The organism is Reyranella sp., from assembly GCF_965227665.1.
Taxonomy (GTDB): domain Bacteria; phylum Pseudomonadota; class Alphaproteobacteria; order Reyranellales; family Reyranellaceae; genus Reyranella.
Genome location: NZ_OZ245767.1, coordinates 393,156 through 419,426 on the forward strand (window position 1 = coordinate 393,156; position 26,271 = coordinate 419,426).

Sequence of the window (26,271 nt, forward strand, 5' to 3'; positions counted from 1 at the left end):
CCGCGGCGCGATGATGCTCCGTGACCATCGCTGATTTCATCCATCTGAAAGTTCGTTCCGCCTATTCGCTCACCGAAGGCGCGAACAAGGTCGACAAGGTCGTCTCCCTGGCAAAGGAGGCGGAGATGCCCGCGGTCGCCGTCACCGACCGCAACAACCTGTTCGGGTCGCTCGAATTCTCGCAGTACGCCTCCAAGGCCGGCATCCAGCCGATCGTGGGGTGCGACATCGGCATCCGACGCGAGGAAGAGGGCGGCATCGCCACAGCCAGCAAGCTGCCGACCGTCGACTGGCTGACCCTGCTCGTGCAGAGCGAGCAGGGCTATCTCAACCTGATGCGGCTGGTGAGCCGTGCCCACCTCGAATTCAAGGCCGGATCGGTAGCGGCCCTGCCGCTGGCCGAGCTCGAAGGCTCGACCGACGGGCTGATCGCGATCACGGGCAGCAACGGCAGCGGCGTGGGCCGGCTGCTGGCGGCCGGCCAGACCCCGGCCGCGGAGCATCTGCTCGACCGGCTGCAGCGCCTGTTCGCCGACCGCCTCTATCTCGAGCTGCAGCGCCACGGGGAGGATCTGGAGCGCCGCATCGAAGGGCCGCTGATCGAGCTGGCCTATGCCCGCGATCTGCCGCTGGTCGCGACCAACGACGTCCACTTCCCGAAGAAGTCGATGTACGAGGCGCACGACGTGCTGCTTTGCATCGAGCAGGGCGCCCATATCGAGGACCCGAACCGGCGGCGTCTGACGCCGGAGCACTATTTCAAGTCCGCCGCCGAGATGCGCAGCCTGTTCTCGGACATTCCCGAGGCCTGCGACAACACACTGGTGATCGCCCAGCGCTGCGCCTACATGCCGACGCCGCGCAAGCCGATCCTGCCGCGCTATACCAAGCTCGAAGGCCGCACCGAGGGTGAGGCCCTGCGCGACTTGGCAAAGACCGGGCTCGACGAGCTGCGGGCGCTGGGCAGGCTCGCGGAGGGCATCGACTTCGCGCGCTACGACGAGCGGTTGTCCTATGAGCTCGACATGATCGAGAGGATGGGGTTCGCCGGCTACTTCCTGATCGTGGCCGACTTCATCCAGTGGGCCAAGGACAACGGCGTGCCGGTGGGACCGGGTCGCGGCTCCGGCGCCGGCTCGCTGGTTGCCTGGTCGCTCAAGATCACCGATCTCGACCCGCTGCGCTGGGGGCTGCTGTTCGAGCGCTTCCTCAACCCCGAGCGCGTGTCGATGCCCGACTTCGACATCGACTTCTGCCAGGACAAGCGCGACCGCGTGATCCGCTACGTGCGCGACGAATACGGGCACGACCGCGTCGCGGCGATCATCACCTTCGGCAAGCTGCAGGCGCGAGCCGTGCTGCGCGATGTGGGCCGCGTGCTGGGCATGCCCTACGGGCAGGTCGACCGGATCTGCAAGCTGGTGCCCAACAATCCGGCCAATCCGGTGACCCTGGCCAAGGCGCTGGAGACCGAGGACCTGCTCAAGGAGCAGTACAACGCCGACGAGGAGATCAAGCGCCTGATCGACCTCGCGCTGCAGCTCGAGGGCCTGTTCCGCAACGCCTCGACCCATGCCGCCGGCGTCGTGATCGGCGACCGGCCGCTCGATCAGCTCGTGCCGCTGTTCCGCGACACCGACGGCGTCGACTCGCTGCCGGCCACCCAGTTCAACATGAAGTGGGTCGAGACGGCCGGGCTGGTGAAGTTCGACTTCCTGGGCCTCAAGACGCTGACCGTCATCGAGAAGGCCTGGGATTTCATCGGGCGCGACAAGATCGACATCCCGAGGCTGCCGCTCGACGACCGCAAGACGTTCGAACTTCTCTGCCGCGGCGACGGATCGGGCGTGTTCCAGCTCGAAGGCAACGGCATGCGCGACGTGCTGCGCAAGATGAAGCCGGACCGCTTCGAGGACATCATCGCCGTGGTGGCGCTCTACCGGCCGGGCCCGATGGAGAACATCCCGAGCTACATCAAGCGCAAGCATGGCGAGGAGGAGCCGGACTACCTGCATCCGCTGCTGGAAGGGATCCTGAAGGAAACCTACGGCATCATGATCTACCAGGAGCAGGTCATGCAGATCGCGCAGGTGCTGAGCGGTTACACGCTCGGCGGCGCCGACCTGCTGCGTCGCGCCATGGGCAAGAAGATCCAGGCCGAGATGGATGCCCAGCGGGTGAGCTTCGTCGAGGGTGCCGAGAAGAACAACGTCAAGGCGGACAACGCCTCGTCGATCTTCGACCAGGTCAACAAGTTCGCGGGCTACGGCTTCAACAAGTCCCACGCCGCCGCCTACGCGCTGGTCTGCTACCAGACCGCCTATCTCAAGGCCAACCACCCGGTCGAATTCTTCGCCGCCACGATGACCCTCGACATGGGCAACGTGGAAAAGCTGAACGGCTATCGCCGCGATCTCGACAGGATCAACGTCGAGCTGCTGCCACCGGACGTGAACAAGTCGTCCGCCGAGTTCACCGTCGAGCAGACCGCGGACGGCAAGAAGGCGATCCGCTACGCGCTGGCGGCCATCAAGGGCGTCGGCAAGGAGGCCATGAGCCGGCTCACCGAGGAGCGCGAAGCCAATGGCCCGTTCAAGGACCTGTTCGACTTCGCCGAGCGGCTGGACTCGCGTGCGCTGAACAAGCGGCTGCTGGAAAGCCTGGTGAAGGCGGGGGCCTTCGACATGCTGAACAAGAACCGGGCCCAGACCTTCGCCGCCGTCGAGGCGCTGACCCGCCATTCCCAGGCCACGCACGAATCGCGGGGCAGCAACCAGAACAACCTGTTCGGCGACGATACCGCCCAGCGCCGCCCGCAACTGGCCAAGGTGCCGGACTGGGCGCCGATGGAGCGGCTGCAGAACGAGTTCGCGGCGATCGGCTTCTACCTGTCGTCGCATCCGCTGGCTGCCTACGAGCGCAGCCTGCAGCGGCTGGGCGTCTGCCGGGCCGCCGACCTCCAGGCATTGCTGGCCCGAGGCACGCCCGGCCGAATCAAGCTCGCCGGCACGGTCATCGACCGCATGGAGCGCACCTCGGCCAAGGGCAACCGCTTCGCCTTCCTCCAGTGCTCCGATCAGTCCGGCGCTTTCGAATGTGTCGTGTTCAGCGAGCTGCTGAACTCCAAGCGCGCGCTCCTCGAGGCGGGACAGGCGGTTCTCATTTCGGTCGACGGCCGGCTCGACGGCGAGCAGGTCAAGCTGACGGCGCAGACGGTCGAGAAGCTCGACGATGCGGTCGCCAATTCGGCGGCCGGCCTGCGCATCGTTATCACCGATCCGGTCGCGCTGGAGTCGCTGCGCAAGGCGCTCGAGGGCAAGCGCGGCCGCGGCCGCGTGACCCTCGTCGTGCCGATGACGGACGAGTCGGAGGCCGAGGTCACCTTGCCCGGCGCCTATTCCATCGCAGGCGGCCTGCGCGACACGATCGGCAGCCTGCCGGGCGTCGCGCAGGTGGAGGAGATTTGAGCCGGCAGCCCGGCCTCTTCGAAACCGGTGGCGCCCCGCCGCCGAGGCGGCGCGCTGCAGGCGCGGGCGATGTCCGGCCAGCGCGGGATTCGCCGCTGCTCGAGGCGCCGGCGCTGCCGCTCGACATCCGGCTCGGCACTTCTTCCTGGTTCTTTCCCGGCTGGCGCGGCCTCGTCTACGAGGGCGTCCATCCCCAGGTGACGCTCAGCCGGAAGGGGCTCCAGGCCTACGGCGAGATCCCTCTGCTGCGGACCGTGAGTCTGGACCGGACTTTCTACGCGCCGATTTCCGCGGTCACTTACGCGCAATATGCCAGCCAGGTGCCGGATCATTTCAGCTTCGTCGTGAAGGCGCCGGCGCTCGTATGCGACGCTGTGATGCGCGACGAGGAGGGCAGGGGCAAGGTCGCCAACCCCCACTTCCTCGACGCCACCCTGGCCACCCGTGAATTCGTCCTGCCCTGCCTCGAAGGCCTGAAAGCCAAGGCGGGACCGCTGGTCTTCCAGATCTCGCCGCTGCCGCGCGGCCTCGCCGACGAAACGCAGCTCCTGATCGAGCGCCTCGAGGCTTTCTTCGCAGCCTTGCCGCGTGAAATGGCGGGCCAATCACCAATTTACGCGCTGGAATTGCGAAATCCGGAGCTTCTGACCCCGCGGCTGATGCGTATGCTCGCCCGGGCCGGAATCCGATACTGCGTCGGTCTTCATGACCGGATGCCTGAGGTCGAGCGGCAGGAAACGGCGCTGAAGGCGCTGGACGGCGAGGAGCCGGGAGCGCTCGTGGTGCGCTGGAACCTGCATCGCGGGTTCCTCTATCAGGCGGCCAGGCAGCGCTACGAGCCCTTCGACCGGCTGGTCGACCAGGACGTCGAGACCCGCCGGGTGCTGGCCCGGATGGCCGCTGCTGCCTACAAGGCCGGACGCAAGGTGTGGATCACGGCCAACAACAAGGCCGAGGGCAGTGCGCCGCTCTCGGTCCTCGAACTGGCCCGCGAGATCGCCAAAACGATCGGCTAAGGCCTTGATTTTACTGGCGCTTGCATTTTCGGCGCCAACCTCCTAGAAACGCGCCACTTCGCACGCGGGTTTGCGGTCGACGGGGAGACATCCCGCCGCTCGCTCCGGTGTTCCCATTTCGGGGACGACGCCCGCGGAGGCTCAACCGGAAAAGGAGAACGGCATGACCATGCCGACGTTTACGATGCGCCAGCTGCTGGAAGCCGGCGTCCATTTCGGCCATCACACGCGCCGCTGGAACCCGAAGATGAAGCCGTACCTGTTCGGGGTGCGCAATGGGATCCATATCATCGACCTCACCAAGACCGTGCCGCTGCTGGAGCAGGCGCTGCGCCAGGTTCGCGACGTCGTCGCGAGCGGTGGCCGTGTCCTCTTCGTCGGCACCAAGCCGGCCGCCGCTGAGCGGGTCGCCGAGGCGGCCAAGCGTTGCGGCCAGTACTACGTGAATCACCGCTGGCTGGGCGGCATGATCACGAACTGGAACACGATCTCCGCGTCGATCAAGCGCCTGCGCGAGCTCGACGAGCGCCTCAAGGGCGATGTCGTCGGCCTGACCAAGAAGGAACAGCTCGACCTGACCCGTGAGCGCGACAAGCTCGAGCGGTCGCTGGGCGGCATCAAGGAAATGGGCGGCACGCCCGACCTGCTGTTCATCATCGACACCAACAAGGAGTCGATTGCGGTGCTGGAAGCCCGCAAGCGCGGCATTCCGATCGTGGCGGTGGTCGACAGCAACTCCGACCCCGACGGGATCGACTTCCCGATCCCGGGCAATGACGATGCGATCCGCGCCGTGTCGCTCTACTGCGATCTGCTCTCGAGCTCGGTGCTCGACGGCATCCGCGCCGAAATCGCCGCCACCGGCGGCGACGTGGGTGCGATGAGCGAAATGCCGGCCGAGGAAATTCCCCTCGCCGAGGCAGCGCCGGCCGAGGCAGCGCCGGCCGAGTAGACCGGCCCCTCAATTACGCGAAGCAAACGGGGCCGGTCGGAAGACCGGCCCTTGTTGTACCAAACGGAGCAAGACATGGCTGAGATCACTGCATCGCTCGTCAAGGAACTGCGCGAGAAGACCGGCGCGGGCATGATGGATTGCAAGAAGGCGCTGGGCGAGACGGCGGGCGACGTCGAGAAGGCGGTCGACTGGCTGCGCACCAAGGGCCTGTCGGCGGCCTCCAAGAAGGCCGGCCGCATCGCCGCCGAGGGCCTCGTCGGCGTGGCCGCCGACGGCACGCGCGGCGCGGTCGTCGAGGTCAATGCCGAGACCGATTTCGTCGGCCGCAACGATCAGTTCCAGAAGTTCGTCGCCGCGGCGACCAGGCTCGCGCTCGACAACGGCGGTGATCTCGCCAAGGTCGCGGCGGCGCCGTTCCCCGGCTCGGACCGGGACGTCCAGGGCGAGCTCACGAACCTGATCGCCACCATCGGCGAGAACATGAGCCTGCGCCGTGCCGCCTCGCTGTCGGTGTCAGACGGCGTGGTCGTGGCCTACACCCACAATGCCGTCGCGCCGGACCTCGGCAAGATCGGCGTGCTCATCGCCCTCGAGTCGACCGGCGACAAGGCCAAGCTCGGCGCTCTCGCCAAGCAGCTCGCCATGCACGTGGCGGCGACCAACCCGCAGTCGCTCACCGTCGCCGACCTCGACCAGGCAGCGATCGAGCGCGAGCGCGCGGTCCTCGCCGAGAAGGCCGGCCAGCAGGGCAAGACCGCCGAGATCGTCACCAAGATGGTCGAAGGCGGCCTGCGCAAGTTCCACCAGGAGGTGGTGTTGCTCGAACAGGCTTTCGTGATCGACGGCAAGACCAAGGTCTCGAAGGTCGTCGAGGAAGCCGCCAAGCTGGTCGGCGCTCCGGTCCAGCTGACGGGCTTCCTGCGCTTTGCCCTGGGTGAGGGCATCGAGAAGAAGAACGAGGATTTCGCAGCCGAGGTGGCTGCCCAGCTCAAGAAGTAGTATTGAATTCCACCGGCGCGCGGACCAGGTCCGCGCGCCCAAGACAAACGTAATCAGAGGCATCTGATGCCGTCGGGCCCCCAATATCGCCGCGTCCTTCTCAAGCTCTCTGGCGAGGGGCTCATGGGGAATCGAGAATACGGTCTCGATCCCGACATGGTCGGAATGGTCGCACAAGAAGTGAAGACCGTTCACGAGATGGGCGTTCAGGTCTGTCTGGTGATCGGCGGTGGCAACATCTTCCGCGGTGTGTCGGGCGCAGCCTCGGGCATGGACCGGGCCAGCGGCGACTACATGGGCATGCTGGCGACCGTCATCAATTCGCTGGCCATGCAGAGCGCCCTCGAGCGGCAGGGCCTGCAGACGCGCGTCCAGTCGGCGATCCCGATGACCACCGTATGCGAGCCCTATATCCGGCGCCGCGCGGTGCGCCATATGGAGAAGGGCCGCGTCGTGATCTTCGCGGCCGGCACCGGCAATCCCTTCTTCACGACCGATACGGCGGCGGCTCTGCGCGCGGCCGAAATGGGCGTCAATGCGCTGCTGAAGGGCACGCAGGTGGACGGGGTCTATTCCGCCGATCCGCTCAAGGACAAGAACGCCCAGCGCTACGACACGCTCACCTACCTGGAAGTGCTGGCCCGCGACCTGCAGGTCATGGACGCGTCGGCGATCTCGCTCGCCCGCGAGAACCGCATTCCCATCATCGTCTTCGACATCCACAAGCCCGGCGCGTTCGCTTCGACGATGCGCGGCGAGGGAACCTTTACGATCATCAAGAACGAGGCCTGAACATGTCTGCCGACCTCAACGAGCTCGAGAAGCGCATGCATGGCGCAATGGATGCGCTGAAGAAGGAATTTGGCGGCCTGCGTACGGGCCGCGCCTCGGTGAACCTGCTCGATCCGGTGATGGTCGAAGCCTACGGCCAGCGCATGCCGTTGAACCAGGTCGGCACGGTCAGCGCGCCCGAGCCGCGCCTGCTCACCGTCAGCGTCTGGGACAAGGGCCTCGTGACGCCGACCGCCAAGGCGATCCGCGAGGCCGGCCTCGGCCTCAACCCGTCGCCGGACGGTCAGATGATCCGCATCCCGATCCCCGAGCTGACCACGGAGCGACGCAACGAACTGGCCAAGCTGGCGCATAAGTATGCCGAGCAGGGCAAGGTCGCCGTCCGCAACATTCGACGCGACGGCATGGATGCGCTGAAGAAGGCCGAGAAGGATCACAAGATCTCGGAAGACGAGCACCGCCAGAAGGCCGACGAGGTCCAGAAACTGACCGACCGCTACGTCAAGCTGGTCGACGACGCACTGGTCCAAAAGGAAAAAGAGATCAAGACGGTCTGATGCCCACGGCGCCGTTGCCCGCCAATCCCGACGCTGGGGCGGGACCCCAGCACGTCGCCATCATCATGGATGGCAACGGGCGATGGGCGAAGGCGCGTGGTCTGCCGCGGGTCGCGGGGCATCGCCGGGGAGCCGACGCGGTGCGCCGGGTCGTGCGCGGCGCCGGCGAGCTGGGAATACCCGTCCTGACGCTGTTCGCCTTCTCGACCGAGAACTGGACGCGACCGGCTGACGAGGTCGCCGATCTCATGGGGCTGCTGCGCCACTATCTGCGCAGCGAACTCGATGAACTGCGCAAGAACGGCGCCAGGCTCCGGGTCATCGGCAGACGGGAAGGGCTGGCGGCGGACATCGTGCGCGACATCGCCGACGCCGAGAGCATGACCGCGAGCAACACGCGGATCGACGTCAACATCTGCATCAATTACGGCGCGCGCGACGAGATCCTGCGGGCGACGCGTCGTCTGGCGCAACGGGTCGCGGCGGGAGAGATCACGGCCGACAGCATCGACGAGACGAGCTTTGAGAGCGAGCTGCTGACCGCGGGTCTGCCGGATCCGGACCTGCTGATCCGGACCAGCGGCGAGCAGAGGATCAGTAATTTCCTGCTTTGGCAGTGTGCCTACTCGGAGCTGGTTTTCGTCGACACGCTGTGGCCGGACTTCGGCAAGGATCACCTGGAACACGCCATCGTGGAGTTCCGCAGGCGTGAGCGGCGTTATGGCGGCATCGGAAAATAGCACCCCGGCGCGCGGCGGGCGCTTCGGCGGCCTGCTGCTGCGCGCGCTGTCGGCCGTGGTGCTGGGGCCGCTGCTTCTCGCGGCGGTCTGGTTCGGCTTTCCCTGGATCGACCTCGTGGCGGCGCTCGCGGCGCCCGTGATGATTCTCGAATGGTCGCGCCTGACCCGCGGCGCGCCCGTCCTGCGCGTGCTTGCCTGCCTGTACGGGCTTGCGGCGCTTGTTGCGCTGCTGTGGCTGCGCCATCAGCCGGCTTCGGGACGCGAGACCATTCTCTGGGTGCTCGCCTGCATCTGGGCCACCGACATCGGTGCCTACTTCGTGGGCCGCACGGCCGGCGGTGCAAAGCTCGCGCCGAGCATCAGCCCCGGCAAGACCTGGTCTGGCCTGATCGGCGGCATGGCCTGGGCGGCGGTCGCGAGTGCGGCGGTGGGCTATGCGTTCGGCCTGGGGGAGACCGTTCATCTGGCAATCGCCGGAGCGGTGCTCGCGATCGTCGGACAGGCGGGCGATCTGCTCGAGTCGGCGGCCAAGCGGCGCGCTGGCGTCAAGGACAGCGGTCGCCTCATTCCTGGCCATGGCGGCCTGCTCGACCGGATCGACGGGCTGATGGCCGTGCTCGTTGCGGTGGCGATCGCCCGGCTGGTTGCCGGGGGCGCGTGGCCCTGGACATGAAGAAGAAGTGGGTCGCGCCATCCCCTGAAAACCCGCGTCATGTGACGATCCTGGGCTCGACCGGCTCGGTCGGACAGAGCACCGTAGACCTCATCGGGCGCGATCCGACGCGTTATCGTGTCGAAGCGCTCGTCGCGCGCCGTTCGGTGGAACTGCTGGCCGAGCAGGCGAGGCGGCTGCGGGCGCGGCTCGCGGTGGTCGCCGATCCCGCTCAGTATCGCTCCCTCAAGGAGGCCCTGGCCGGCACCTCGATCGAGGTCGCGGCCGGTCCCGAAGCGGTCGTGGAAGCGGCCTCACGGCCGGCGGAATGGGTGATGGCCGCCGTTGTCGGATTCGCAGGACTCGCGCCCACGCTCGTCGCAGCCCGTCGCGGCGCCATGGTGGCACTCGCGAACAAGGAAGCGCTGGTCTGTGCCGGACGCCTGCTGATGGACGCGATCGACCACTCCGGCGGCGTGCTGCTGCCCGTGGATTCCGAGCACAATGCGATCTTCCAGGTGTTCGAGCCCGACCAGAATCGTGCGATCGACCGGCTCATCCTGACGGCCTCGGGTGGACCCTTTCGCAACTGGTCGCTGGCCGACATGGCCGAGGTGACGCCGGAGCAGGCGCTGGCCCATCCCAACTGGGACATGGGCGACAAGATCTCGATCGATTCGGCCACCATGATGAACAAGGGGCTCGAGCTGATCGAGGCACAGCTTCTGTTCGGGTTGCCGGAACAGCAGGTCGACATCGTCGTGCACCCGCAATCGGTGATCCACTCGATGGTCGCCTATTGCGACGGCTCGGTGCTCGCGCAGCTCGGGACGGCCGACATGCGCATCCCGATCAGCCACGCACTGGGCTGGCCCTCACGGATCGAGGGGCCGGCGGCGAAGCTCGATTTCATGGCGATTCCGGCGCTGACCTTCGAGCGGCCCGATTCCGGCCGCTTTCCCGCTCTAAGGCTGGCACGAGAGGCCCTGGTGACGGGCGGCTATGCCCCGATCGTGCTCAATGCGGCGAACGAGGCAGCGGTGGCTGCATTCCTCGCGCGGCGGATCAGGTTTCTCGACATCGCCCGGATCGTCGAGGACGTGATGTCCGGATGGAACGGTCTTTCGGAGGCGGTCGGCGGCCTCGAGCAGGTCGAGGCGGCCGATCTCGAGGCGCGCAGGCTGGCAGAGGACATCTGCCGGACGAGACTGCTGAGTTGTTGAAGTGTCGTGAGATTTGAGGTCGAGTAGGGCATGCAGAGCATGGTCAGCCTGTTTACGACGTATCTGCCGTACTTCGTCCTCGTATTGACGCTGCTCGTCTTCGTTCACGAATACGGTCACTACTGGGTCGCCCGGCGCTTCGGGATTCATGCCGAGGTCTTCTCGATCGGTTTCGGCCCCGAGATGTTCGGCCGGACCGACCGCAACGGCACCCGCTGGAAGGTTTCGGCGATCCCGCTGGGTGGTTATGTGAAGTTCCTGGGCGACAACGATGCGACCAGTGCGACTCCGACCGACGAGCCCCTGTCGCCAACCGACCGCCGGCGGGCGTTCTTCAGCCAGCCGCTCTATGCCCGTGCCGCCGTCGTGCTGGGCGGCCCGATGGCCAATCTCCTGTTTGCATTCGTGCTGCTGACCGGCGTCTATTTCTTCGCCGGCGAACCCTATACGCCGGCAACCGTCGCGGTGCAGGCGGACGGTCCGGCCGCCAAAGCCGGCCTGCGCTCGGGCGACGAGATCGTCCGTCTCGCCGACAAACGGGTCGACCGCTACGAGGACATCCAGGAATCCCAGTTCCTGTACTGGGCCAAGCCGATGCCGGTCGAATACCGCCGGGGCAACCAGCTGCTGCACGGCGAGATCCAGCCGCAATATTGCGAGCGGACGGATCGCTACAACAACATGCTGCGCTACGGCGATCTCGGCATGGATCAGTATATCCGTCCGGTGGTCGGCGGCTTCACGGCCAACAGCCCGGCCGAGGCGGCGGGCCTGAAGGTCGGCGATCTCCTGGTGGCGATCGACGGCAAGCCCGTCGATTATTTCTCGCGCATTCCGGAGTTGATCGGCAGCCGCGGCGGCGAGCCGGTCACCGTCAAGTATGAGCGCGACGGACGCTTCGGCGAGACCACGGTCGTGCCGATCGTCGACAAGGTCGTCGATTGCGCCGGCAAGGAGCAGATCGTCGGCCGTCTGCGCATCCGTCCGGCGGCGGTCACCGAACTCCGTGACCACGGCGTGATCGGCGCCATGGGGGCGGGGGTGCGTGCCGTGTGGGGAATGACGTCGATGTTCTACACATCGATGGGACAGATCCTGACCGCCACCCGGCCTGTGGATGAATTGGGCGGACCGATCCGCATCGCCAAGGCTGCGGGCGAGGCGTCCTATGCCGGCTGGGCCGGGATTCTCAACCTCGTCATCGCCTTGTCCGTGGTGCTGGGCATCTTCAACCTTCTACCGGTCCCCATGCTCGATGGCGGCCATCTGGCGATGTATGCTTACGAAGCGGTACGCGGTAAGCCGTTAAGCCTGCGGGCCCAGGAGGTCGGGCTCAAGCTCGGATTTGCACTCGTGATCGGCATGGCGCTGATCGCAACTTTCAATGACATCAGGCTTTTGCTGCGCTGAGTTGATGCGTTGGCGCGACTTCGGAACGGGGGACAAAAGGGGTGGCTTAGTCCCCTTTGCCGGTCTAGAAAGCTGCGTTCACGTCTTTGACCATCGGCAGGTCTGACTGGCGCCGGGGGTAAGTTTGATCGTTCGTTGGGCCGTACTGGCCGTCTTCGCAATCCTGGCCTTCACCGCGCCGGCACACGCACAGCGTGGCGCTGCCGTGGGTGGTGCGATCACCGGGGTTCAGATCCAGGGTAATGTCCGCTCGGAGCCGGAGACGATTCGGTCGTACCTCCAGCTCAAGGTCGGCGAGCCATTCGACGCGGCCGCGGCGGATCGTTCGCTCAAGGCGCTGTTCGCGACGGGATTGTTCGCCGACGTCGTGATCGAGATGCAGGGTTCGACCCTCGTCGTGAAGGTCACGGAAAATCCGATCATCAATCGCGTCGCCTTCGAGGGAAACAAAAAGATCGACGACGACAAGCTGCGCGACGAAGTGCAGTCCAAGCCGAGGCAGGTCTTCACCCGGGCGCGCGCGCAGGCGGACGTCGACCGCATCCTGACCATCTATCGCCGCAGCGGCCGCTACAACGCCTCGGTCGAGCCGAAGATCATCAGGCTCGAGCAGGGGCGCGTCGACGTCGTATTCGAGATCAACGAAGGCGATGTAACGGGCGTGAAGCGCATCAGCTTCGTCGGCAACGAGGCGTTTGGCGACGGCACCCTGAGGGGCAAGATCCGCACCTCTGAGAGCGCCTGGTGGCGGTTCCTGAGCTCGGATGACCGCTTCGATCCGGACCGCCTCAACCTCGATCGCGAGCTTCTGCGCAAGTTCTACCTCTCCGAGGGCTATGCCGATTTCCGCGTGGTTTCGTCGGTTGCGGAACTCGCCCCCAATCGTGAAGGGTTTTTCATCACCTTCACGATCCACGAGGGGGATCGCTACAAGTTCGGCAAGGTCGACGTCACGAGCCGCTTCCAAGGTCTGAACGTCGACGTTCTCAAGAGCTTCCTGACCATCGCCGAGGGCGACTGGTACGACGCCAACGAGGTCGAAAAGTCGGTTTCGAACATTTCCGAGGCGGTCGGGTCTCTGGGCTACGCGTTCGTGGACGTGCGGCCCAACATCCGGCGTAACCGGGACAACAATACCGTCGACGTGACCTTCGATGTGCAGGAAGGGCCGCGCGTCTATGTCGAGCGCATCAACATTTCGGGCAACACGCGCACCCTCGACAAGGTGATCCGACGTGAATTCCGCCTGGCCGAGGGTGACGCCTTCAGCACCGCCAAGGTGCGGCGCAGCGAGCAGCGCCTGCGCAATCTCGGCTTCTTCGAGAAGGTCGATATCGCCGCGGCGCCGGGCTCCGCGCCGGACAAGACCAACCTCGAGGTCCAGGTCGTCGAGCAGAGCACGGGCGAAATCTCTCTGGGCGCCGGCTATTCGACCACGGCCGGCATCGTGGGCGACATCTCGGTCAAGGAACGCAACCTCCTCGGAAAGGGCCAGGAAGCGCGGGTCGGTCTGTCGATCGGTACCCTGAGCACCTCGATCGACCTCGGCTTCACCGAGCCCTACTTCATGGATCGGCAGATTTCGGCCGGCTTCGACCTCTTCAGGACGTCGAACGATCGCCAGAACATCGCGAGCTACAGCGACCGCAGCGTCGGCTTCGCCCTGCGTGCCGGTTGGGCCTACTCGGAAGAGCTTCGCCAGCTGGTCCGCTACACGCTGCGGCAGACCGACATCTACAACGTCCAGCCGTGGGCGTCCTACGTCATCCAGGACAACCAGGGCACACAGGTCGTGTCCGAACTGTCGGAAACGCTCATCTGGGATACCCGTGACCAGCGCCTGAATGCCACCAAGGGCTGGCTGGTCCGCAATTCGATCGCCGCCGCGGGCCTGATCGGCACCGAGCAGTATTTCCGCACCACCGCGGACGCTGTCTATTACAGGTCGCTCTTCGAGGATGTCGTGCTGTCGGTCGGCGGGTCCGTGGGCCTCGTCTTGCCGTTCAACAATTCCTACATCCGCCTGAACAATCTGTTCTTCATCGGCGGCGATTCGCTGCGCGGCTTCGCCGTCGGCGGCATCGGTCCGCGCGACGCGAACACGACCGATGCGCTCGGAGGCCAGTTCTACTACACGGCCACCACCGAGCTATCCTACCCGCTGCCAATGGTTCCCAAGGAAGTGGGATTGCTGGGCAAGGCGTTCGTCGACGTCGGATCGCTCTGGGGCGTTCAGTCCCAGACCTACGGTCTCGCGTCAGTGCTGACCAGCCAGCTGATGCGCGCCTCGACCGGCGTTGGCGTCCAGTGGATCTCACCGTTCGGCCCCATCCGGATCGACTATGCGATACCCCTGCAATATGAGGCGTGGGACAAGCAGCAGGCCGTGCGTTTCAGCTTCGGCACGCGCTTCTGAGCGGGAGAGGCCACGGTCATGAACGTCCAGATTGAGAACAGCAGCCCCGCCGCGGCGACCTCCGTCGACATCAAGCGGATCCTGCAGATGATCCCGCACCGCTACCCGATGCTGATGGTCGACCGTGTGATCGACATGCAGCTCGACCAGAGCGCGGTGGGCATCAAGAACGTCACGATCAACGAGCCGTTCTTCCAGGGACATTTTCCGTCCGAGCCGGTCATGCCGGGGGTTCTCGTCATCGAGGCGATGGCACAGACGGCGTGTGTGCTCGTCGTCTCCACGTTCGGCGCCGAGTCGGAAGGCAAGCTTGTGTATTTCATGTCGATCGACGGCGTGAGGTTCCGCCGCCCGGTCGTGCCGGGTGATCGTCTCGAGCTGCATGTCACGAAGGTGCAGAGCCGCGCCAATGTCTGGAAGTTCTCAGGCAAGGCGATCGTCGACGGCAAGGTGGCGGCGGAAGCGACCTTCGCCGCCATGATCCGCGACCGCTGAACCGCGAAAGAGCAGGGAGGGGATGATGCCCGATACCCAGTCCAATTTCCGAATGCTGCACACGATGATCCGCGTCATGGATCTCGACAAGTCGCTGGCCTTCTACACCGGTGCGCTGGGCATGAAGCTCTTGCGCAAGCGCGACGTGCCTGATGGAAAGTACAGCCTGGCCTTCGTCGGCTACGGCGACGAGCCCGAGCATTGCGTCGTCGAGTTGACCCACAACTGGGACCAGGCGAAGCCCTACGAGCTGGGCACCGGGTTCGGCCATCTCGCGATCGGCGTGCCCGACGTCTACAAGCTGTGCGAGGACGTCACGAAGGCGGGGGGCAAGGTCACCCGGCCGGCCGGTCCCGTGAAATTCGGGACGACCGTCATCGCCTTCGTGGAAGATCCTGACGGCTACAAGATCGAGCTGATCGAGCGCAAGGGCTGAGCGAAGCTCAGCCCGAGGAGCGACAGGACATTGCCTTGGCAATGTCCGAGAGCGTCGAAGAAAGAAGATCAAACGAAGCTCAAGAAAAAGGCCCGCATTGCGGGCCTTAATTCTTAACGGTCGTCCTAGAAAAATCGCCAGTTTGCGGCCACCAGGGCCAGTGCGGCACCGGCAAGCCCGGCGACGAACATCCATGTCCGCACGCCCGGGGGGCGGAAATTGTCGTTGGCAGGACGGCCCACCCGCACGATACGCGGCTGGGCCTTCGGTGTCTGGGTGGCCGCCCAGGATGTTTCCCCCCGGCGCGGCCCAAATGATGATCTTGCCATGTGCTTTTCGCTTCCCTCCCGGACAGCGAGTTCAGCCCCGCATGTGGAGCGGCTTGTACGGACGCTCTGTCTGGCCGTTGTAGAGCTGACGCGGACGGCCGATCTTCTGGTCCGGATCCTCGATCATCTCGTTCCACTGCGAAATCCAGCCGACCGTACGGGCCACCGCGAAGAGAACGGTGAACATGGAGGTCGGGATGCCGATCGCCCGGAAAATAATGCCCGAGTAGAAGTCGACGTTCGGATAGAGCTTCTTGGAGACGAAATAGTCGTCCTTGAGGGCGATCTGCTCCATTTCCATGGCCAGCTCGAGCAGCGGGTCGTGGGTGATACCCAGCGAGGTCAGGACCTCGTGGCAGGTCTGGCGCATGACCTTGGCGCGCGGGTCGTAGTTCTTGTAGACGCGATGGCCGAAGCCCATGAGGCGGGTGTGGTCGGCCTTGTCCTTCACGCGGGACAGGAAGCCCGGAATGTTCTGCTTGCCACCGATCTCGTGCAGCATGTTGATGACGGCTTCGTTCGCGCCGCCATGGCTGGGTCCCCACAGCGAGGCGATGCCGGCCGCGATGCAGGCGAACGGGTTGGCGCCCGAGGAGCCGGCGAGGCGGACCGTCGAGGTCGAGGCGTTCTGCTCATGGTCGGCATGGAGCATGAGGATGCGATCCATCGCCTTTTCGACGATCGGATTGACCTCGTACTCCTCGGCCGGAACCGAGAACATCATGCGCAGGAAGTTGGCGGCGTAGGAGAGATCGTTGCGCGGATAGACGAACGGCTGGCCCACCGAATACTTGTACGCCATCGCCGCGATGGTCGGCATCTTCGCGACCAGGCGATAGGAGGCGACCATCCGCTGGTGCGGATCATGGATGTCGAGCGAGTCGTGATAGAAGGCGGAGAGGGCGCCGACGACGCCGCAGCAGATCGCCATCGGATGGGCGTCGCGGCGGAAGCCGCGATAGAACTGGCTGAGCTGCTCGTGAACCATCGTGTGGTTCGTGATGTCTTTGACGAACTTGTCCTTCTGCGCCTTGTTCGGCAGATCGCCCTTCATCAGGAGATAGGCGACTTCCATGAAGTCGCTCTGCTCGGCGAGTTCGGCGATGTTGTAGCCGCGATGGAGCAGGATGCCTTCGTCGCCGTCGATGTAGGTGATCTTCGAGCCGCACGATCCGGTCGAGGTGAAACCCGGATCGTAGGTGAACATGCCGGAGTCGCCGTAGAATTTGCGGATGTCGACCAGGCGCGGTCCGAGGGTGCCGTGGATGATCGGCATCTCGTAGGTTTTGCCGGTTTCGTTGTCGGTCAGCGTCGCGGTCGATTTGGCCATTGGTGAACTCTTTTCCAGGCTCGATTCAAGCAAGGCGCGCGCACCCCGCTGGGTGCCGTTCGCCGGTTCGGCGGCACCCTAACAAGCCCCCAAAGAAGGCGCAATTGAACAGCCGGGCTGCTATTTCGCCCGGCGTAGAAAACGCACCATCCGACCGTCGATCGCGGCCAGCGAGAGGCCGATCAGCGTCATGCCGGCGAAGTGCCGCGGCGCCAGTCGCTCGCCCAGGAACAGGGCGCCGAGCAGGATCGCGGTGACCGGGATGAGAAAGGTAACCAGCAGGAGGTTCGTTGCCCCGGCAGCCGCAAGAATGCGGAAATACAGGACGTATGCGAGAGCGGTCGACAGCAGCGCAAGCCCCGCCAGGGCAGCCCATGTCGCGGGGCTGGGAAGGGTGGTCAGCATCCAGGGCTGGTCGGCAATCAGCATGATCGGCAGAATCAACATGGCGCTCAGGGTGACCTGGCCGGTGGCGGCTTCGAGCGGCGCTACACCCATCTTTGCAAAGCGCCGTCCGTATACGCCGGCGCAGGCGTAGGAGAGGGCGGCCCCGAGACAGGCGATCTGGCCTGCCGTGCTCCGGCTGCTGCCGATCGGGTCCGCTCCCATCAGCACCGCGACACCTCCGATTCCGAGCACCAGCGCGCCGAGCTTGAGGCCGCCGATGCGTTCGTCGTGAGTGATGAAGTGCGCAACGAGCAGGGTGAAGAGCGGCGTCGTGGCGTTGAGGATCGAGGCGAGCCCGGACTCGATCTGCGTCTGCCCCCAGAAGATCAGGCCGAACGGAATGAGGTTGTTGAGCAGCCCCATCGCGGCGTACGCGCGAAGGGGCGCCCCAGTGCGGAACAAGGGCCTGCCGGACGAAAGTATCATCAGATTGAGCGCAAGGGCAGCGAGTGCCACGCGGCAGAAAACAACCGTGAGCGGAGAGAGCGCGGCCAGAGCCACCTTGGCGAAGAAGAACGAACCGCCCCAGAGGACAGCCAGCGACAGCAACCAGATCCAGACTCGTGCGCTCATGGGCGGCACACTGGCCGCCCGCGGGCGTTGATTCTATCCGGCAGCCGCCAGCAATCGCGCCTGGTGTCGGAGCACCGCTGCTCTCAACTCTGGACCTGCACCTTTGCCCAGGTGTCCCGCAACTCGATCGTGCGGTTGAACACCAGAGCCTTCGACCGGCTGGCGAGGTCCGGGCAGAAATAGCCCAGCCGCTCGAACTGCACGGCTTCCCCTTCAGATGCCTCTGCCAACGAGGGCTCCAGCAACGCGCCCGAGAGGACTTCGAGCGAGCCTGGATTCAAGTCGGCGTCGAGATCGCCAGCGGCGCCCGGGTCAGGGCGGTTGAAGAGCGTGCTGTACAAACGGACTTCGGCGGGAAGTGCATCCCGGGCGGACACCCAGTGCAGGGTGGCCTTTACCTTTCGACCGTCCGGCGCGTTGCCGCCGCGGCTCGCTGGATCGTATGTGCAGCGCAGCTCGACCACGTTGCCGTCGGCGTCCTTGACCACCTCGCGGCAGGTGACGAGGTAGGCGTAGCGCAGCCTGACTTCTCGCCCAACTGCCAGCCGGAAGAATTTGTTCGACGGATTCTCCATGAAGTCGTCGCGCTCGACGAAGATTTCCCGGCCGAAGCGAAGGGTACGCGTGCCGGCGGCCGGATCCCCCGGATGGTTGACGGCCTCCAGCTCTTCCACGTGGTCCTCGGGAAAGTTCTCGATCACGAGCTTGAGCGGCCGCAGGACCGCCATGCGCCGATGCGCCACCTGATTGAGCCGATCGCGGATCGCGTGATCGAACATGGCGAGATCGACGACGCTGTTGGCCTTGGACATGCCGATGCGCCGAACGAAGTCGCGGATCGCCTCCGGCGGCACGCCGCGACGGCGCAGGCCTGCCAGCGTCGGCATGCGCGGGTCGTCCCAGCCGTTCACGATGCCGCGCCGCACCAGATCCGTCAGGTGGCGCTTGGAAAGGACGGTGTAGCCGATATTGAGGCGGGCGAATTCGGTCTGGCGCGGGCGCGCCGGCACCGGCAGGTGGTCGAGGAACCAGTCGTAGAGGGGACGATGGTCCGCGAACTCCAGGGTGCAAAGCGAGTGCGTGACATGTTCCAGGGCGTCGGACTGGCCATGGGCGAAATCATAGGTCGGGTAGATGCACCACTCGGTGCCGGTGCGCGGGTGAGACGCGTGCAGGATGCGATACAGGACGGGGTCGCGCAGGTTCATGTTGCCGGACGCAAGGTCGATCTTTGCGCGCAGCACACAGGCGCCGTTGGGAAACTTGCCGGCGCGCATGGCGCGAAACAAGCCGAGATTCGTTTCCACCGAGCGGTCGCGATCTGGCGAGGCACGGCCCGGTTCGGTCAGCGTGCCACGCATTGCCCGCATCTCGTCGGGCGGCGTGTCGTCGACATAGGCGAGGCCGGCGCGAATGAGGTGCTCGGCCCAGTCGTACAACGTCTGGAAATAGTCCGACGCATGGTGCAGGTGCTCGCCCCAGTCGAAGCCGAGCCAATGTACGTCCCGCTTGATGGCGTCGATATATTCCTGCTCCTCCTTCACGGGATTGGTGTCGTCGAAGCGAAGGTGGCAGCGGCCGCCATATTCGGTCGCAAGTCCGAAATTCAGGCAGATGGACTTTGCGTGGCCGAGATGCAGGTAGCCGTTCGGCTCCGGCGGAAAGCGGGTAACGATGCCTTGCACTTTTCCGCTGGCGAGATCCGACTGAACGAGGTCGCGAATGAAATCCCGCGCCTCTTCGTTCGCAGCGGCCTCCGGCATCGGCTTCTTGTCATCCATTATCTGTCTCCCGTTCAGGCCGCGGCCGCCAGCAAACGAACCTTGCTCTCGGCGGGCCCCAGCACGGCCAGCACCTCGAAGATGCCCGGCGAGGCGGTCGAGCCGGTCAGCGCGACGCGGAGCGGCTGAGCGACCTGGCCGAGCTTCAGCCCGTTCGCCTCGGCGAACTCGCGCACGGCTTCTTCCAGCGCCTTTTCGCTCCAGTCGCTCGCCTGCGGCTCCAGCGCCGGCGCGAGCTTCGCCATCACGGCGCGGGCGTCGGGTGTCAGCAGCGCGCGGGCCTTGTCGTCGGCGATCGGCGGCGCGCCAGCGCGGGCGTAGAAGGCAAGACTGTCCGCGAGTTCGATCAGGGTGCGCGCCCGCTGCTTCACGCCGGAGAGGCCGCGCACGATGCGCTCGCGGCCAGCGGCATCGACGGTGCCGAACTTCTCTTCGATGCGCGGCAGCACCAGCGGCAGCAACTCGGCATCCGGCGTCTCGCGCAGATAGTGGGCGTTGAGGTTCGTGAGCTTGGCCAGGTCGAAGCGCGAGGCCGAGCGGCCGACGCCGTCGAGGTCGAACCATTCGATCGCCTGCGCCGTCGAGATGATCTCGTCGTCGCCATGGCCCCAGCCTAGGCGCAGCAGGTAGTTGCGAAGCGCCGCCGGCAGGAACCCCATGTCGCGATAGGCATCGACGCCGAGCGCGCCGTGACGCTTGCTGAGCTTGGCGCCGTCGGGCCCGTGGATCAGGGGGATATGGGCATAGACCGGCTCCGCCCAGCCCATCGCGCGGATGATCTGGAGCTGGCGAAAGGCGTTGTTCAGATGGTCGTCGCCGCGGATCACATGGGTCACGCCCATGTCGTGATCGTCGACGACAACGGCCAGCATGTAGGTCGGCGTTCCGTCGGCGCGTAGCAGGATCATGTCGTCGAGCTGGGCGTTCTCGACCGTGACCTCGCCCTGCACCGCGTCCTTGATGACCGTCTGTCCCGACTGCGGCGCCTTCAGGCGCACGACCGGCTTCACGCCGGCGGGCGCGTCCTTGGGGTCGCGGTCGCGCCAGCGGCCGTCGTAGCGCATCGGCTTGCCGGCGGCCTTCTGCGACGCGCGCATCTCGTCGAGTTCCTGCGGCGAGGCATAGCAGTGATAGGCATGGCCCTTGGCCAGCATCTCGAGCGCCACCTCGGCGTGTCGGGCGGCGCGCGAGAACTGGTAGGTGACCTCGCCGTCCCAAGGCAGGCCGAGCCACGAAAGACCGTCGAGGATCGCGGCGATCGCCGGCTCCGTCGAGCGCGCGCGGTCGGTGTCCTCGATGCGCAGCAGGTACTTGCCGCCGTGATGTTTGGCGAATAGCCAGTTGAACAGGGCCGTGCGGGCGCCGCCGATATGCAGGTAGCCGGTGGGCGAGGGGGCGAAGCGGGTAACGACAGTCATCGGCCTGGGATCATGCTCGGTAAGCGCGGGTTTTGCCGCAATTTGGGCGGAAAAGCGCGCCGTAGGTAGGGGAGCGTCCGGTTAGTGTCAAACCTGCGCGCCTGGATCCTCGAACAGCTGGACGCCGAGCGCGGCCGATGGATGCTGTGGCTCCCGGTGGCCCTGGGTCTGGGCATTGCGATCTACTACGAGCTGCCCACCGAGCCGGCCTTGTGGCTGGGACCGGCGCTGGCCGCGGGCTCCCTGATCGTTGCCGTATTCGCTCCGTCCGGCAGCTTCGCCCGCGCCCTGGCGATCGCTGCCGTCGCCGCCTCGACAGGCCTCGGCCTCGTCGCCTGGCGTACCGCGAGCCTCGCCGCGCCGACGCTCAGCCGGCCGCTGTTCAGCCTCAACGTCGAGGGTCGGGTGGCCGACATCCAGCGCCTGCCCGAGGGTGTGCGGGTTGTGCTCGAAGCCGTGCGCTTGCGGGGCAATGGCGTGCCGCCACCCGAGATGATGCCGGCGAAGGTTCGCGTGACCCTCAACCGGGGGGCGCCGCCGCTGGTAATCGGGGACCGCCTGCTCGTGCTGGCGAACCTGTCGCCGCCGGCCGGGCCCGCCACGCCCGGCGCCTTCGATTTCCAGAGGGTCGCCTGGTATCAGCAGCTCGGTGCGGTCGGCTACGCGCTCGCGCCCGCGACCGTGATCGAACGCGGCCGGCCCGACGGGTTCGTCCGCAGGATCGACGCGCTACGCGCCGACCTGGCCGCCCGCATCCTGCATGTGCTGCCGGGGCCAGCGGGCGGGGTGGTCGCCTCGCTGCTGGTCGGCGAGCAGACCGCCGTCGACAAGGACGTGGCGCAGGCCATGCGCGACTCCGGCCTGGCGCACATCCTGTCGATCTCGGGCCTGCATATCGTCTTCGCGGTCGGCCTGGTGATGGGCCTCGTGCGCTACGGTATCGCCCTCGTTCCGCCCCTTGCCCTGAGGGTCGACGCCAAGAAGGTGGCGGCCGTGCTCGCGCTCATGGCCGCGCTCTTCTACACGGCGCTCGCCGGGGCGCCGGTGCCGGCACAGCGCGCCTGTGCCATGGCGGCCTTCGCGCTGCTCGCCATTCTGCTCGATCGCACGGCGCTGTCGCTGCGTCTCGTCGCCTGGTCGGCCGTCATCGTGCTCGTCGTAGCACCGGAGTCGCTCACCGGCGCGTCCTTCCAGATGTCGTTCGCCGCCGTCGTGGCGCTGATCGCGGGCTGGGAATCGGCGGCCCCCTGGCGCCGCCGCCTGCACGAGCGGGCCGAGATTTCGCGCCACCGCTGGCTGTGGCGGCTCGGCGCGGCGCTGGGCGCCAGCCTGGTCACGACCCTGATCGCCTCGATCGCGACCGGTGCCTTCGCCGCCTACCACTTCAACCGCCTGTCGCTGCTCGGCGTCGTTGCCAACCTGTTGGGCGTGCCGCTCACGGGCTTCTGGATCATGCCCTGGGGGCTGCTCGCCATGCTCCTGATGCCGTTCGGGCTCGAGTCCGTGGCGCTGGTGCCGATGGGCTGGGGCGTCGATGGGCTGAATGCCATCGCCTTTCGCGTCGCGGCGTGGCCCGATGCCGCGATGCTGGTGCCATCGCTGCCGGGGACCAGCCTGTGGCTGGTGACCGTCGGCGGCCTGTGGCTCTGCCTGTGGCGGCGGCGCTGGCGCTATGCGGGAATCCCGGTCGTGGTGATCGGGCTGATGCTGGGTCCGCCGCCGGCGCCGGACCTGCTGATGAGCGAGGACGGTCGCGTGCTCGGCCTGCGCGACGAACGCGGCGTGGTGCATGTCGCTTCCGCCCGCATGGATCGCTACGTGACGGATGCCTGGGCGCGCCGGCAGGGACAGGACGGAGCAAGGCGCTGGACGGTCAGCGCCGACGAGCAGGCGGCCGGCCTCGGCTGCAGCACGGGACTCTGCCGATGGCGCAAGGGTCCGTGGCGCATCGCGCTGGTGAGCGACGAGAAACGCCTGGCCGAAGCCTGCGGCTCGGCCGACATCGTTCTGTCGACCGTCGATGCACAGGCGCGCTGTCGCGGTCCGCGGTTGGTGATCGATCGTCGCGATGCCTGGAAGGACGGCGCCCACGCGTTGTGGCTGGACGATCTCAACGTCCGGCGTGAAACCGCAAACGCGCGCCGCGGCGACAGGCCCTGGGTCCCCAACAGCTCGATGCGCCAGACCGCGCCGGTCAAGGCGCCCGGCGCCTGAACTCAGTGATAGCGCCGGTAGAGGCCGGCAAGGCGACCCTGGATCTTGACCCGGTCGGGTCCGAAGATGCGTGTCTCGTAGGCGGCATTGGCGGGCTCCAGCGCGACCGACGCGCCCTTCTTGCGCAGCCGCTTCAGGGTCGCTTCGGTATCATCGATCAGGGCCACGACGATCTCGCCGGACTCGGCGGTGTCGGAGCTCTTGATGATGACGATGTCACCGTTCTGGATGCCGGCCTCGACCATCGAATCGCCCTGGACCTCCAGGCAGTAATGGGCGCCCGAGCCCAGCAGCGAGACGGGCACGTCCACGGTCGTCGAATTGTCGCGCAGCGCCTCGATCGGCGTACCGGCGGCGATCCGCCCATAGAGGGGCAGGCTGAGCGCCTGCGCCTCGTTGGCGGCCATGATGGCGCCGGCCAGCGGCACGCGATCGCCACGCACGATCTGCGGCACGAAGCCTTCGCGGCCCTCGGAGAAGCCGGCCCGGCGCGAATCGGCGAGCAGCGGCGTGACGTTGGGCGCGGGCAGGGCGGCGCTGTCAGGCAGTTTCACGACCTGCAGCGCGCGTGCGCGGTGCGGCAGGCGGCGCAGGAAGCCGCGCTCCTCCAGCCCGGTGATGAGGCGATGAATGCCGGACTTCGATTTCAGCCGCAGGGCTTCCTTCATCTCGTCGAAGGAGGGCGACACGCCATCGTCGTTGAGCCGCTTGTTGATGAACAGGAGCAGTTCGTTTTGCTTGCGGGTTAGCACCGTCTTCTCCCCGGAACGCCTACCGGATTTAGGAACAAATCCTGAAACCCGGCACATGTTCTAGTTTAGTTCTGCCCGGGGGTCAAGTTATCCCGAGGTCACGGAGGAGTGGGGAGAAGAGGTCGAGCGTCAGACGGCCTTCGCGGAACGCCTGTGGTGCGGTGCGACGGAACTGTCGCAGGAGAGTCTCGGGGCCGCCAGCCGGGGGGACCGGAGAGAAAGGCCACGGCGTCACCTCGTCCTCAGTCCGGTCGCCGGAAGCTGGTGATGACAAAGCACATGGTGCCTGAAGACCATAGACCGAGTCTCCGGCTGCCTTCGTGGGAAAGCATCTCCTTCAATGAGTCCCGGATGAATGGAAGAAGCGTGAAGGCGATCGGCAGGGTGCTCGTGCTGCGTTCCAACACCGCCCCCCGAACGCCCGCCGAGGCGTCATGACAACCGATGAGTTCGAAACCGGCGGCGCCGGCTCGGCGATGGTAGTGGTCACGCGCCGCATCTGGATTGCCCCGAAACGACTCCCCGCACAGCAGGATGCCGCCGGGCTTTAGCACCCGGAATGCTTCCGTGAACGCCGCTGGTGGAAGGTAGCCCAAGGAGTCCAGGCAGAAGATGCCATCCAAGCGGCCACTTTCTATCGGGAGCCGCGCGGCGTCGCCTTGTCGGACGTCAAGGCCCAGGCGCCTCGCTCGCCACGCCGCGACATGGGACTGTTCGATGCCCGACGCGGACCGCGGCGCATGCTGCGTGTGCAGGTAGAGGAGACCGCCCCCGCAACCCGCCGCCAGTTCGAGCCAGTCGCTGCGGCGCCATTGCTCGGCATCCCATCGGACCTGGTCGAACATCTGGGCGTAGAGTTCGATCTGGGTCGGGCGGACCGCAAACGCCGGGTTCGCGAGGATGCCTTGCCGCGCCGGGGCAAAGCCCACGTTGAACATGCCCGAGCGGCTGAAGCCGAACGCCAGGTAGATCAGCTCGTACGCGAGGCGACGGCGCCACCCCGACCTCGGAATGAAGGAAGACGCCACTAAAAAGGCCCGAGCGCTCGCAGATCAACCACATGTACGAGGTCGCCCGCCTTGCGCGCGGGATCGTGCGGCGGGCGGATCATCAGCCCGTCGCAGGCGGCCAGAACCGACAGCATCGAACTGTCCTGCACCGGGTGGGGATCGACGGTGAGGGCGCCGTCGGCGCTGCGACCAAGGTGGGAGCGGACATAGTCCTCGCGCTGGTCGTTCTGCTTCAAGTCGACCGCGAGGCGGGCGGGCTGGGTCCGCACCAGGTCGCCCGACTGGCCGAGCATCCGCTCCAGGGCGGGTTTCAGGAACAGGAGCGCGCAGACCATGGTCGAGACCGGATTGCCCGGCAGGCCGAGCACCCGGGCGCGATCGCGGGCGGCGAACATCAGCGGCTTGCCGGGGCGCATGGCGATCTTCCAGAAATCCATGTCGAAGCCCTGGGCCTTGAGCGCACCCTGCACCAGATCGTGATCGCCGACCGAGGCGCCGCCGAGGGTGATCAGCAGGTCGTGCTGGGCGCCGGCCTCGATGCAGCTCTCGATCAGCCTGGCATCGTCGCGCGCGATGTCGAACAGGGTTGGTTCGCCGCCCCAGCCGCGCACCAGTGCCGCGACCGCAATGCCGGAAGAGGAGACGATCTGGTTGCGGCCCACGGGCTCGCCCGGCATCACGAGCTCGTCGCCAGTCGACAGGATCGCGACCCGCGGCTTGCGATGGACGGAGAGCCAGGGGTGGTTCATCGCCGCCGCCAGGGCGAGATCGCGCGAGGTCAGGGTGCGGCCTGCCGGCAGCGGCGTGTCGCCCGCCGAGAAATCGAGTCCGGCCTTGCGGACATGCCGGCCAAGCCGCGGCGCCTCGAGGATGGCGATGTTCGTGCCATCGGCTTTGGTGTCTTCCTGGATCACGATCGAATCGGCACCCATCGGCAGCGGGCCGCCGGTGAAGATGCGCACGGCTTCGCCGGCCTTCAGCGTCTGATCGTAGGAGCCGCCGGCCGGCGCCTGGCCCACGAGGGTGAGTGTCGCCGGTGCGGCCGGCACGTCCGCGGCGCGCACGGCATAGCCGTCCATCGCCGAAAGATCCGTGGGCGGCTGCGTCAGCCGCGCTATCGGCGAGACCGCAAGCACGCGCCCTGCCGCTTCGGCGACGGACACGGTTTCCGACGGCAGCGGAGAGAAGGCCGCGATCACGCGCGCATGGGCTTCACGAACGGTCAGCATTGACGCCTCATTGGAGCGCGCCACTCCAGT

At 66.3% G+C, this 26,271-nt stretch carries 21 protein-coding genes; 14 read left to right on the plus strand and 7 right to left on the minus strand.

What is annotated here, in order from left to right; genetic code table 11:
• Positions 1-20 precede the first annotated feature (20 nt).
• From dnaE to gloA, 13 genes are all read left to right on the plus strand, one after another.
• Positions 21-3,467: a DNA polymerase III subunit alpha gene (gene dnaE / locus ACO07I_RS01970; RefSeq protein ID WP_422013779.1), complete on the plus strand. Its 3,447-nt coding sequence runs from the start codon at positions 21-23 to the stop codon at positions 3,465-3,467.
• Entirely contained in the window at positions 3,464-4,483 is a 1,020-nt protein-coding gene (locus tag ACO07I_RS01975; RefSeq protein WP_422013781.1) for a DUF72 domain-containing protein, read from the plus strand. The genes dnaE and ACO07I_RS01975 overlap by 4 nt, the downstream gene beginning before the upstream one ends.
• A 163-nt stretch (positions 4,484-4,646) precedes the next feature.
• Positions 4,647-5,435, plus strand: a complete 789-nt coding sequence (rpsB, locus tag ACO07I_RS01980; RefSeq protein ID WP_422013783.1) for a 30S ribosomal protein S2 — start codon at positions 4,647-4,649, stop codon at positions 5,433-5,435.
• A gap of 75 nt (positions 5,436-5,510) precedes the next feature.
• Positions 5,511-6,437: a translation elongation factor Ts gene (gene tsf / locus ACO07I_RS01985; protein ID WP_422013785.1), complete on the plus strand. Its 927-nt coding sequence runs from the start codon at positions 5,511-5,513 to the stop codon at positions 6,435-6,437.
• A gap of 66 nt (positions 6,438-6,503) precedes the next feature.
• Positions 6,504-7,229 (plus strand): UMP kinase, encoded by a 726-nt coding sequence (gene pyrH, locus ACO07I_RS01990; RefSeq protein WP_422013787.1) that lies wholly within the window; start codon positions 6,504-6,506, stop codon positions 7,227-7,229.
• Positions 7,230-7,231: 2 nt separating this feature from the next.
• Positions 7,232-7,786: a ribosome recycling factor gene (frr, locus tag ACO07I_RS01995; protein WP_298308887.1), complete on the plus strand. Its 555-nt coding sequence runs from the start codon at positions 7,232-7,234 to the stop codon at positions 7,784-7,786.
• Positions 7,786-8,526, plus strand: coding sequence for an isoprenyl transferase (locus ACO07I_RS02000; RefSeq protein WP_422013789.1), 741 nt, complete (start codon positions 7,786-7,788; stop codon positions 8,524-8,526). Before frr ends, ACO07I_RS02000 begins: the two co-directional genes overlap by 1 nt.
• Positions 8,507-9,199 (plus strand): phosphatidate cytidylyltransferase, encoded by a 693-nt coding sequence (locus ACO07I_RS02005; protein WP_422013791.1) that lies wholly within the window; start codon positions 8,507-8,509, stop codon positions 9,197-9,199. The genes ACO07I_RS02000 and ACO07I_RS02005 overlap by 20 nt, the downstream gene beginning before the upstream one ends.
• Entirely contained in the window at positions 9,196-10,401 is a 1,206-nt protein-coding gene (locus ACO07I_RS02010; protein WP_422013793.1) for a 1-deoxy-D-xylulose-5-phosphate reductoisomerase, read from the plus strand. The genes ACO07I_RS02005 and ACO07I_RS02010 overlap by 4 nt, the downstream gene beginning before the upstream one ends.
• Positions 10,402-10,431: 30 nt before the next feature.
• Positions 10,432-11,811, plus strand: a complete 1,380-nt coding sequence (gene rseP, locus ACO07I_RS02015) for an RIP metalloprotease RseP (protein ID WP_422013795.1) — start codon at positions 10,432-10,434, stop codon at positions 11,809-11,811.
• Positions 11,812-11,935: 124 nt separating this feature from the next.
• Complete coding sequence (gene bamA / locus ACO07I_RS02020; protein ID WP_422013797.1) at positions 11,936-14,227, plus strand: outer membrane protein assembly factor BamA; 2,292 nt, start codon at positions 11,936-11,938, stop codon at positions 14,225-14,227.
• Positions 14,228-14,245: 18 nt separating this feature from the next.
• A complete protein-coding gene (gene fabZ / locus ACO07I_RS02025; protein WP_422013799.1) occupies positions 14,246-14,722 on the plus strand; it encodes a 3-hydroxyacyl-ACP dehydratase FabZ in 477 nt (158 codons plus the stop codon).
• Between the two features lie 25 nt (positions 14,723-14,747).
• Positions 14,748-15,158, plus strand: a complete 411-nt coding sequence (gloA, locus tag ACO07I_RS02030; RefSeq protein WP_422013801.1) for a lactoylglutathione lyase — start codon at positions 14,748-14,750, stop codon at positions 15,156-15,158.
• Between the two features lie 360 nt (positions 15,159-15,518).
• Here the strand turns inward: gloA and ACO07I_RS02035 are convergent, their stop codons facing one another.
• The 4 genes from ACO07I_RS02035 to gltX form a co-directional block, all read right to left on the minus strand.
• The gene (locus ACO07I_RS02035) at positions 15,519-16,817 is read right to left on the minus strand and encodes a citrate synthase (RefSeq protein WP_422013803.1); all 1,299 of its coding nucleotides are present in this window, start codon (positions 16,815-16,817) and stop codon (positions 15,519-15,521) included.
• Positions 16,818-16,937: 120 nt separating this feature from the next.
• Positions 16,938-17,837 (minus strand): DMT family transporter, encoded by a 900-nt coding sequence (locus tag ACO07I_RS02040; RefSeq protein WP_422013805.1) that lies wholly within the window; start codon positions 17,835-17,837, stop codon positions 16,938-16,940.
• A gap of 83 nt (positions 17,838-17,920) precedes the next feature.
• A complete protein-coding gene (locus ACO07I_RS02045) occupies positions 17,921-19,618 on the minus strand; it encodes a glutamine--tRNA ligase/YqeY domain fusion protein (RefSeq protein ID WP_422013807.1) in 1,698 nt (565 codons plus the stop codon).
• A gap of 14 nt (positions 19,619-19,632) precedes the next feature.
• Positions 19,633-21,036: a glutamate--tRNA ligase gene (gene gltX / locus ACO07I_RS02050; RefSeq protein ID WP_422013809.1), complete on the minus strand. Its 1,404-nt coding sequence runs from the start codon at positions 21,034-21,036 to the stop codon at positions 19,633-19,635.
• A gap of 84 nt (positions 21,037-21,120) precedes the next feature.
• Between gltX and ACO07I_RS02055 the strand changes: the two genes are divergently transcribed.
• The gene (locus ACO07I_RS02055) at positions 21,121-23,250 is read left to right on the plus strand and encodes a ComEC/Rec2 family competence protein (protein WP_422013811.1); all 2,130 of its coding nucleotides are present in this window, start codon (positions 21,121-21,123) and stop codon (positions 23,248-23,250) included.
• Between the two features lie 2 nt (positions 23,251-23,252).
• Here the strand turns inward: ACO07I_RS02055 and lexA are convergent, their stop codons facing one another.
• The 3 genes from lexA to glp all read right to left on the minus strand — a co-directional run bounded on the left by lexA (position 23,253) and on the right by glp (position 26,241).
• On the minus strand, positions 23,253-24,002 hold the full coding sequence (gene lexA / locus ACO07I_RS02060; RefSeq protein ID WP_422013813.1) for a transcriptional repressor LexA: 750 nt from the start codon (positions 24,000-24,002) through the stop codon (positions 23,253-23,255).
• 242 nt (positions 24,003-24,244) lie between these two features.
• Positions 24,245-25,030 carry a methyltransferase domain-containing protein gene (locus ACO07I_RS02065; RefSeq protein WP_422013815.1) on the minus strand — a complete coding sequence of 262 codons (786 nt, stop codon included), beginning with the start codon at positions 25,028-25,030 and terminating at the stop codon, positions 24,245-24,247.
• Entirely contained in the window at positions 25,030-26,241 is a 1,212-nt protein-coding gene (gene glp, locus ACO07I_RS02070; protein ID WP_422013817.1) for a gephyrin-like molybdotransferase Glp, read from the minus strand. Before glp ends, ACO07I_RS02065 begins: the two co-directional genes overlap by 1 nt.
• Positions 26,242-26,271 lie beyond the last annotated feature (30 nt).

Excerpts from the sequence above, each read along its gene's own strand:
- rpsB (WP_422013783.1), top strand. The coding sequence starts at position 4,647 with ATGACCATGCCGACGTTTACGATGCGCCAGCTGCTGGAAGCCGGCGTC.
- tsf (WP_422013785.1), top strand. The coding sequence starts at position 5,511 with ATGGCTGAGATCACTGCATCGCTCGTCAAGGAACTGCGCGAGAAGACC.
- pyrH (WP_422013787.1), top strand. The coding sequence starts at position 6,504 with ATGCCGTCGGGCCCCCAATATCGCCGCGTCCTTCTCAAGCTCTCTGGC.
- frr (WP_298308887.1), top strand. The coding sequence starts at position 7,232 with ATGTCTGCCGACCTCAACGAGCTCGAGAAGCGCATGCATGGCGCAATG.
- ACO07I_RS02000 (WP_422013789.1), top strand. The coding sequence starts at position 7,786 with ATGCCCACGGCGCCGTTGCCCGCCAATCCCGACGCTGGGGCGGGACCC.
- ACO07I_RS02005 (WP_422013791.1), top strand. The coding sequence starts at position 8,507 with ATGGCGGCATCGGAAAATAGCACCCCGGCGCGCGGCGGGCGCTTCGGC.
- ACO07I_RS02010 (WP_422013793.1), top strand. The coding sequence starts at position 9,196 with ATGAAGAAGAAGTGGGTCGCGCCATCCCCTGAAAACCCGCGTCATGTG.
- rseP (WP_422013795.1), top strand. The coding sequence starts at position 10,432 with ATGCAGAGCATGGTCAGCCTGTTTACGACGTATCTGCCGTACTTCGTC.
- fabZ (WP_422013799.1), top strand. The coding sequence starts at position 14,246 with ATGAACGTCCAGATTGAGAACAGCAGCCCCGCCGCGGCGACCTCCGTC.
- gloA (WP_422013801.1), top strand. The coding sequence starts at position 14,748 with ATGCCCGATACCCAGTCCAATTTCCGAATGCTGCACACGATGATCCGC.
- ACO07I_RS02035 (WP_422013803.1), bottom strand. The coding sequence starts at position 16,817 with ATGGCCAAATCGACCGCGACGCTGACCGACAACGAAACCGGCAAAACC.
- ACO07I_RS02040 (WP_422013805.1), bottom strand. The coding sequence starts at position 17,837 with ATGAGCGCACGAGTCTGGATCTGGTTGCTGTCGCTGGCTGTCCTCTGG.
- ACO07I_RS02045 (WP_422013807.1), bottom strand. The coding sequence starts at position 19,618 with ATGGATGACAAGAAGCCGATGCCGGAGGCCGCTGCGAACGAAGAGGCG.
- gltX (WP_422013809.1), bottom strand. The coding sequence starts at position 21,036 with ATGACTGTCGTTACCCGCTTCGCCCCCTCGCCCACCGGCTACCTGCAT.
- glp (WP_422013817.1), bottom strand. The coding sequence starts at position 26,241 with ATGCTGACCGTTCGTGAAGCCCATGCGCGCGTGATCGCGGCCTTCTCT.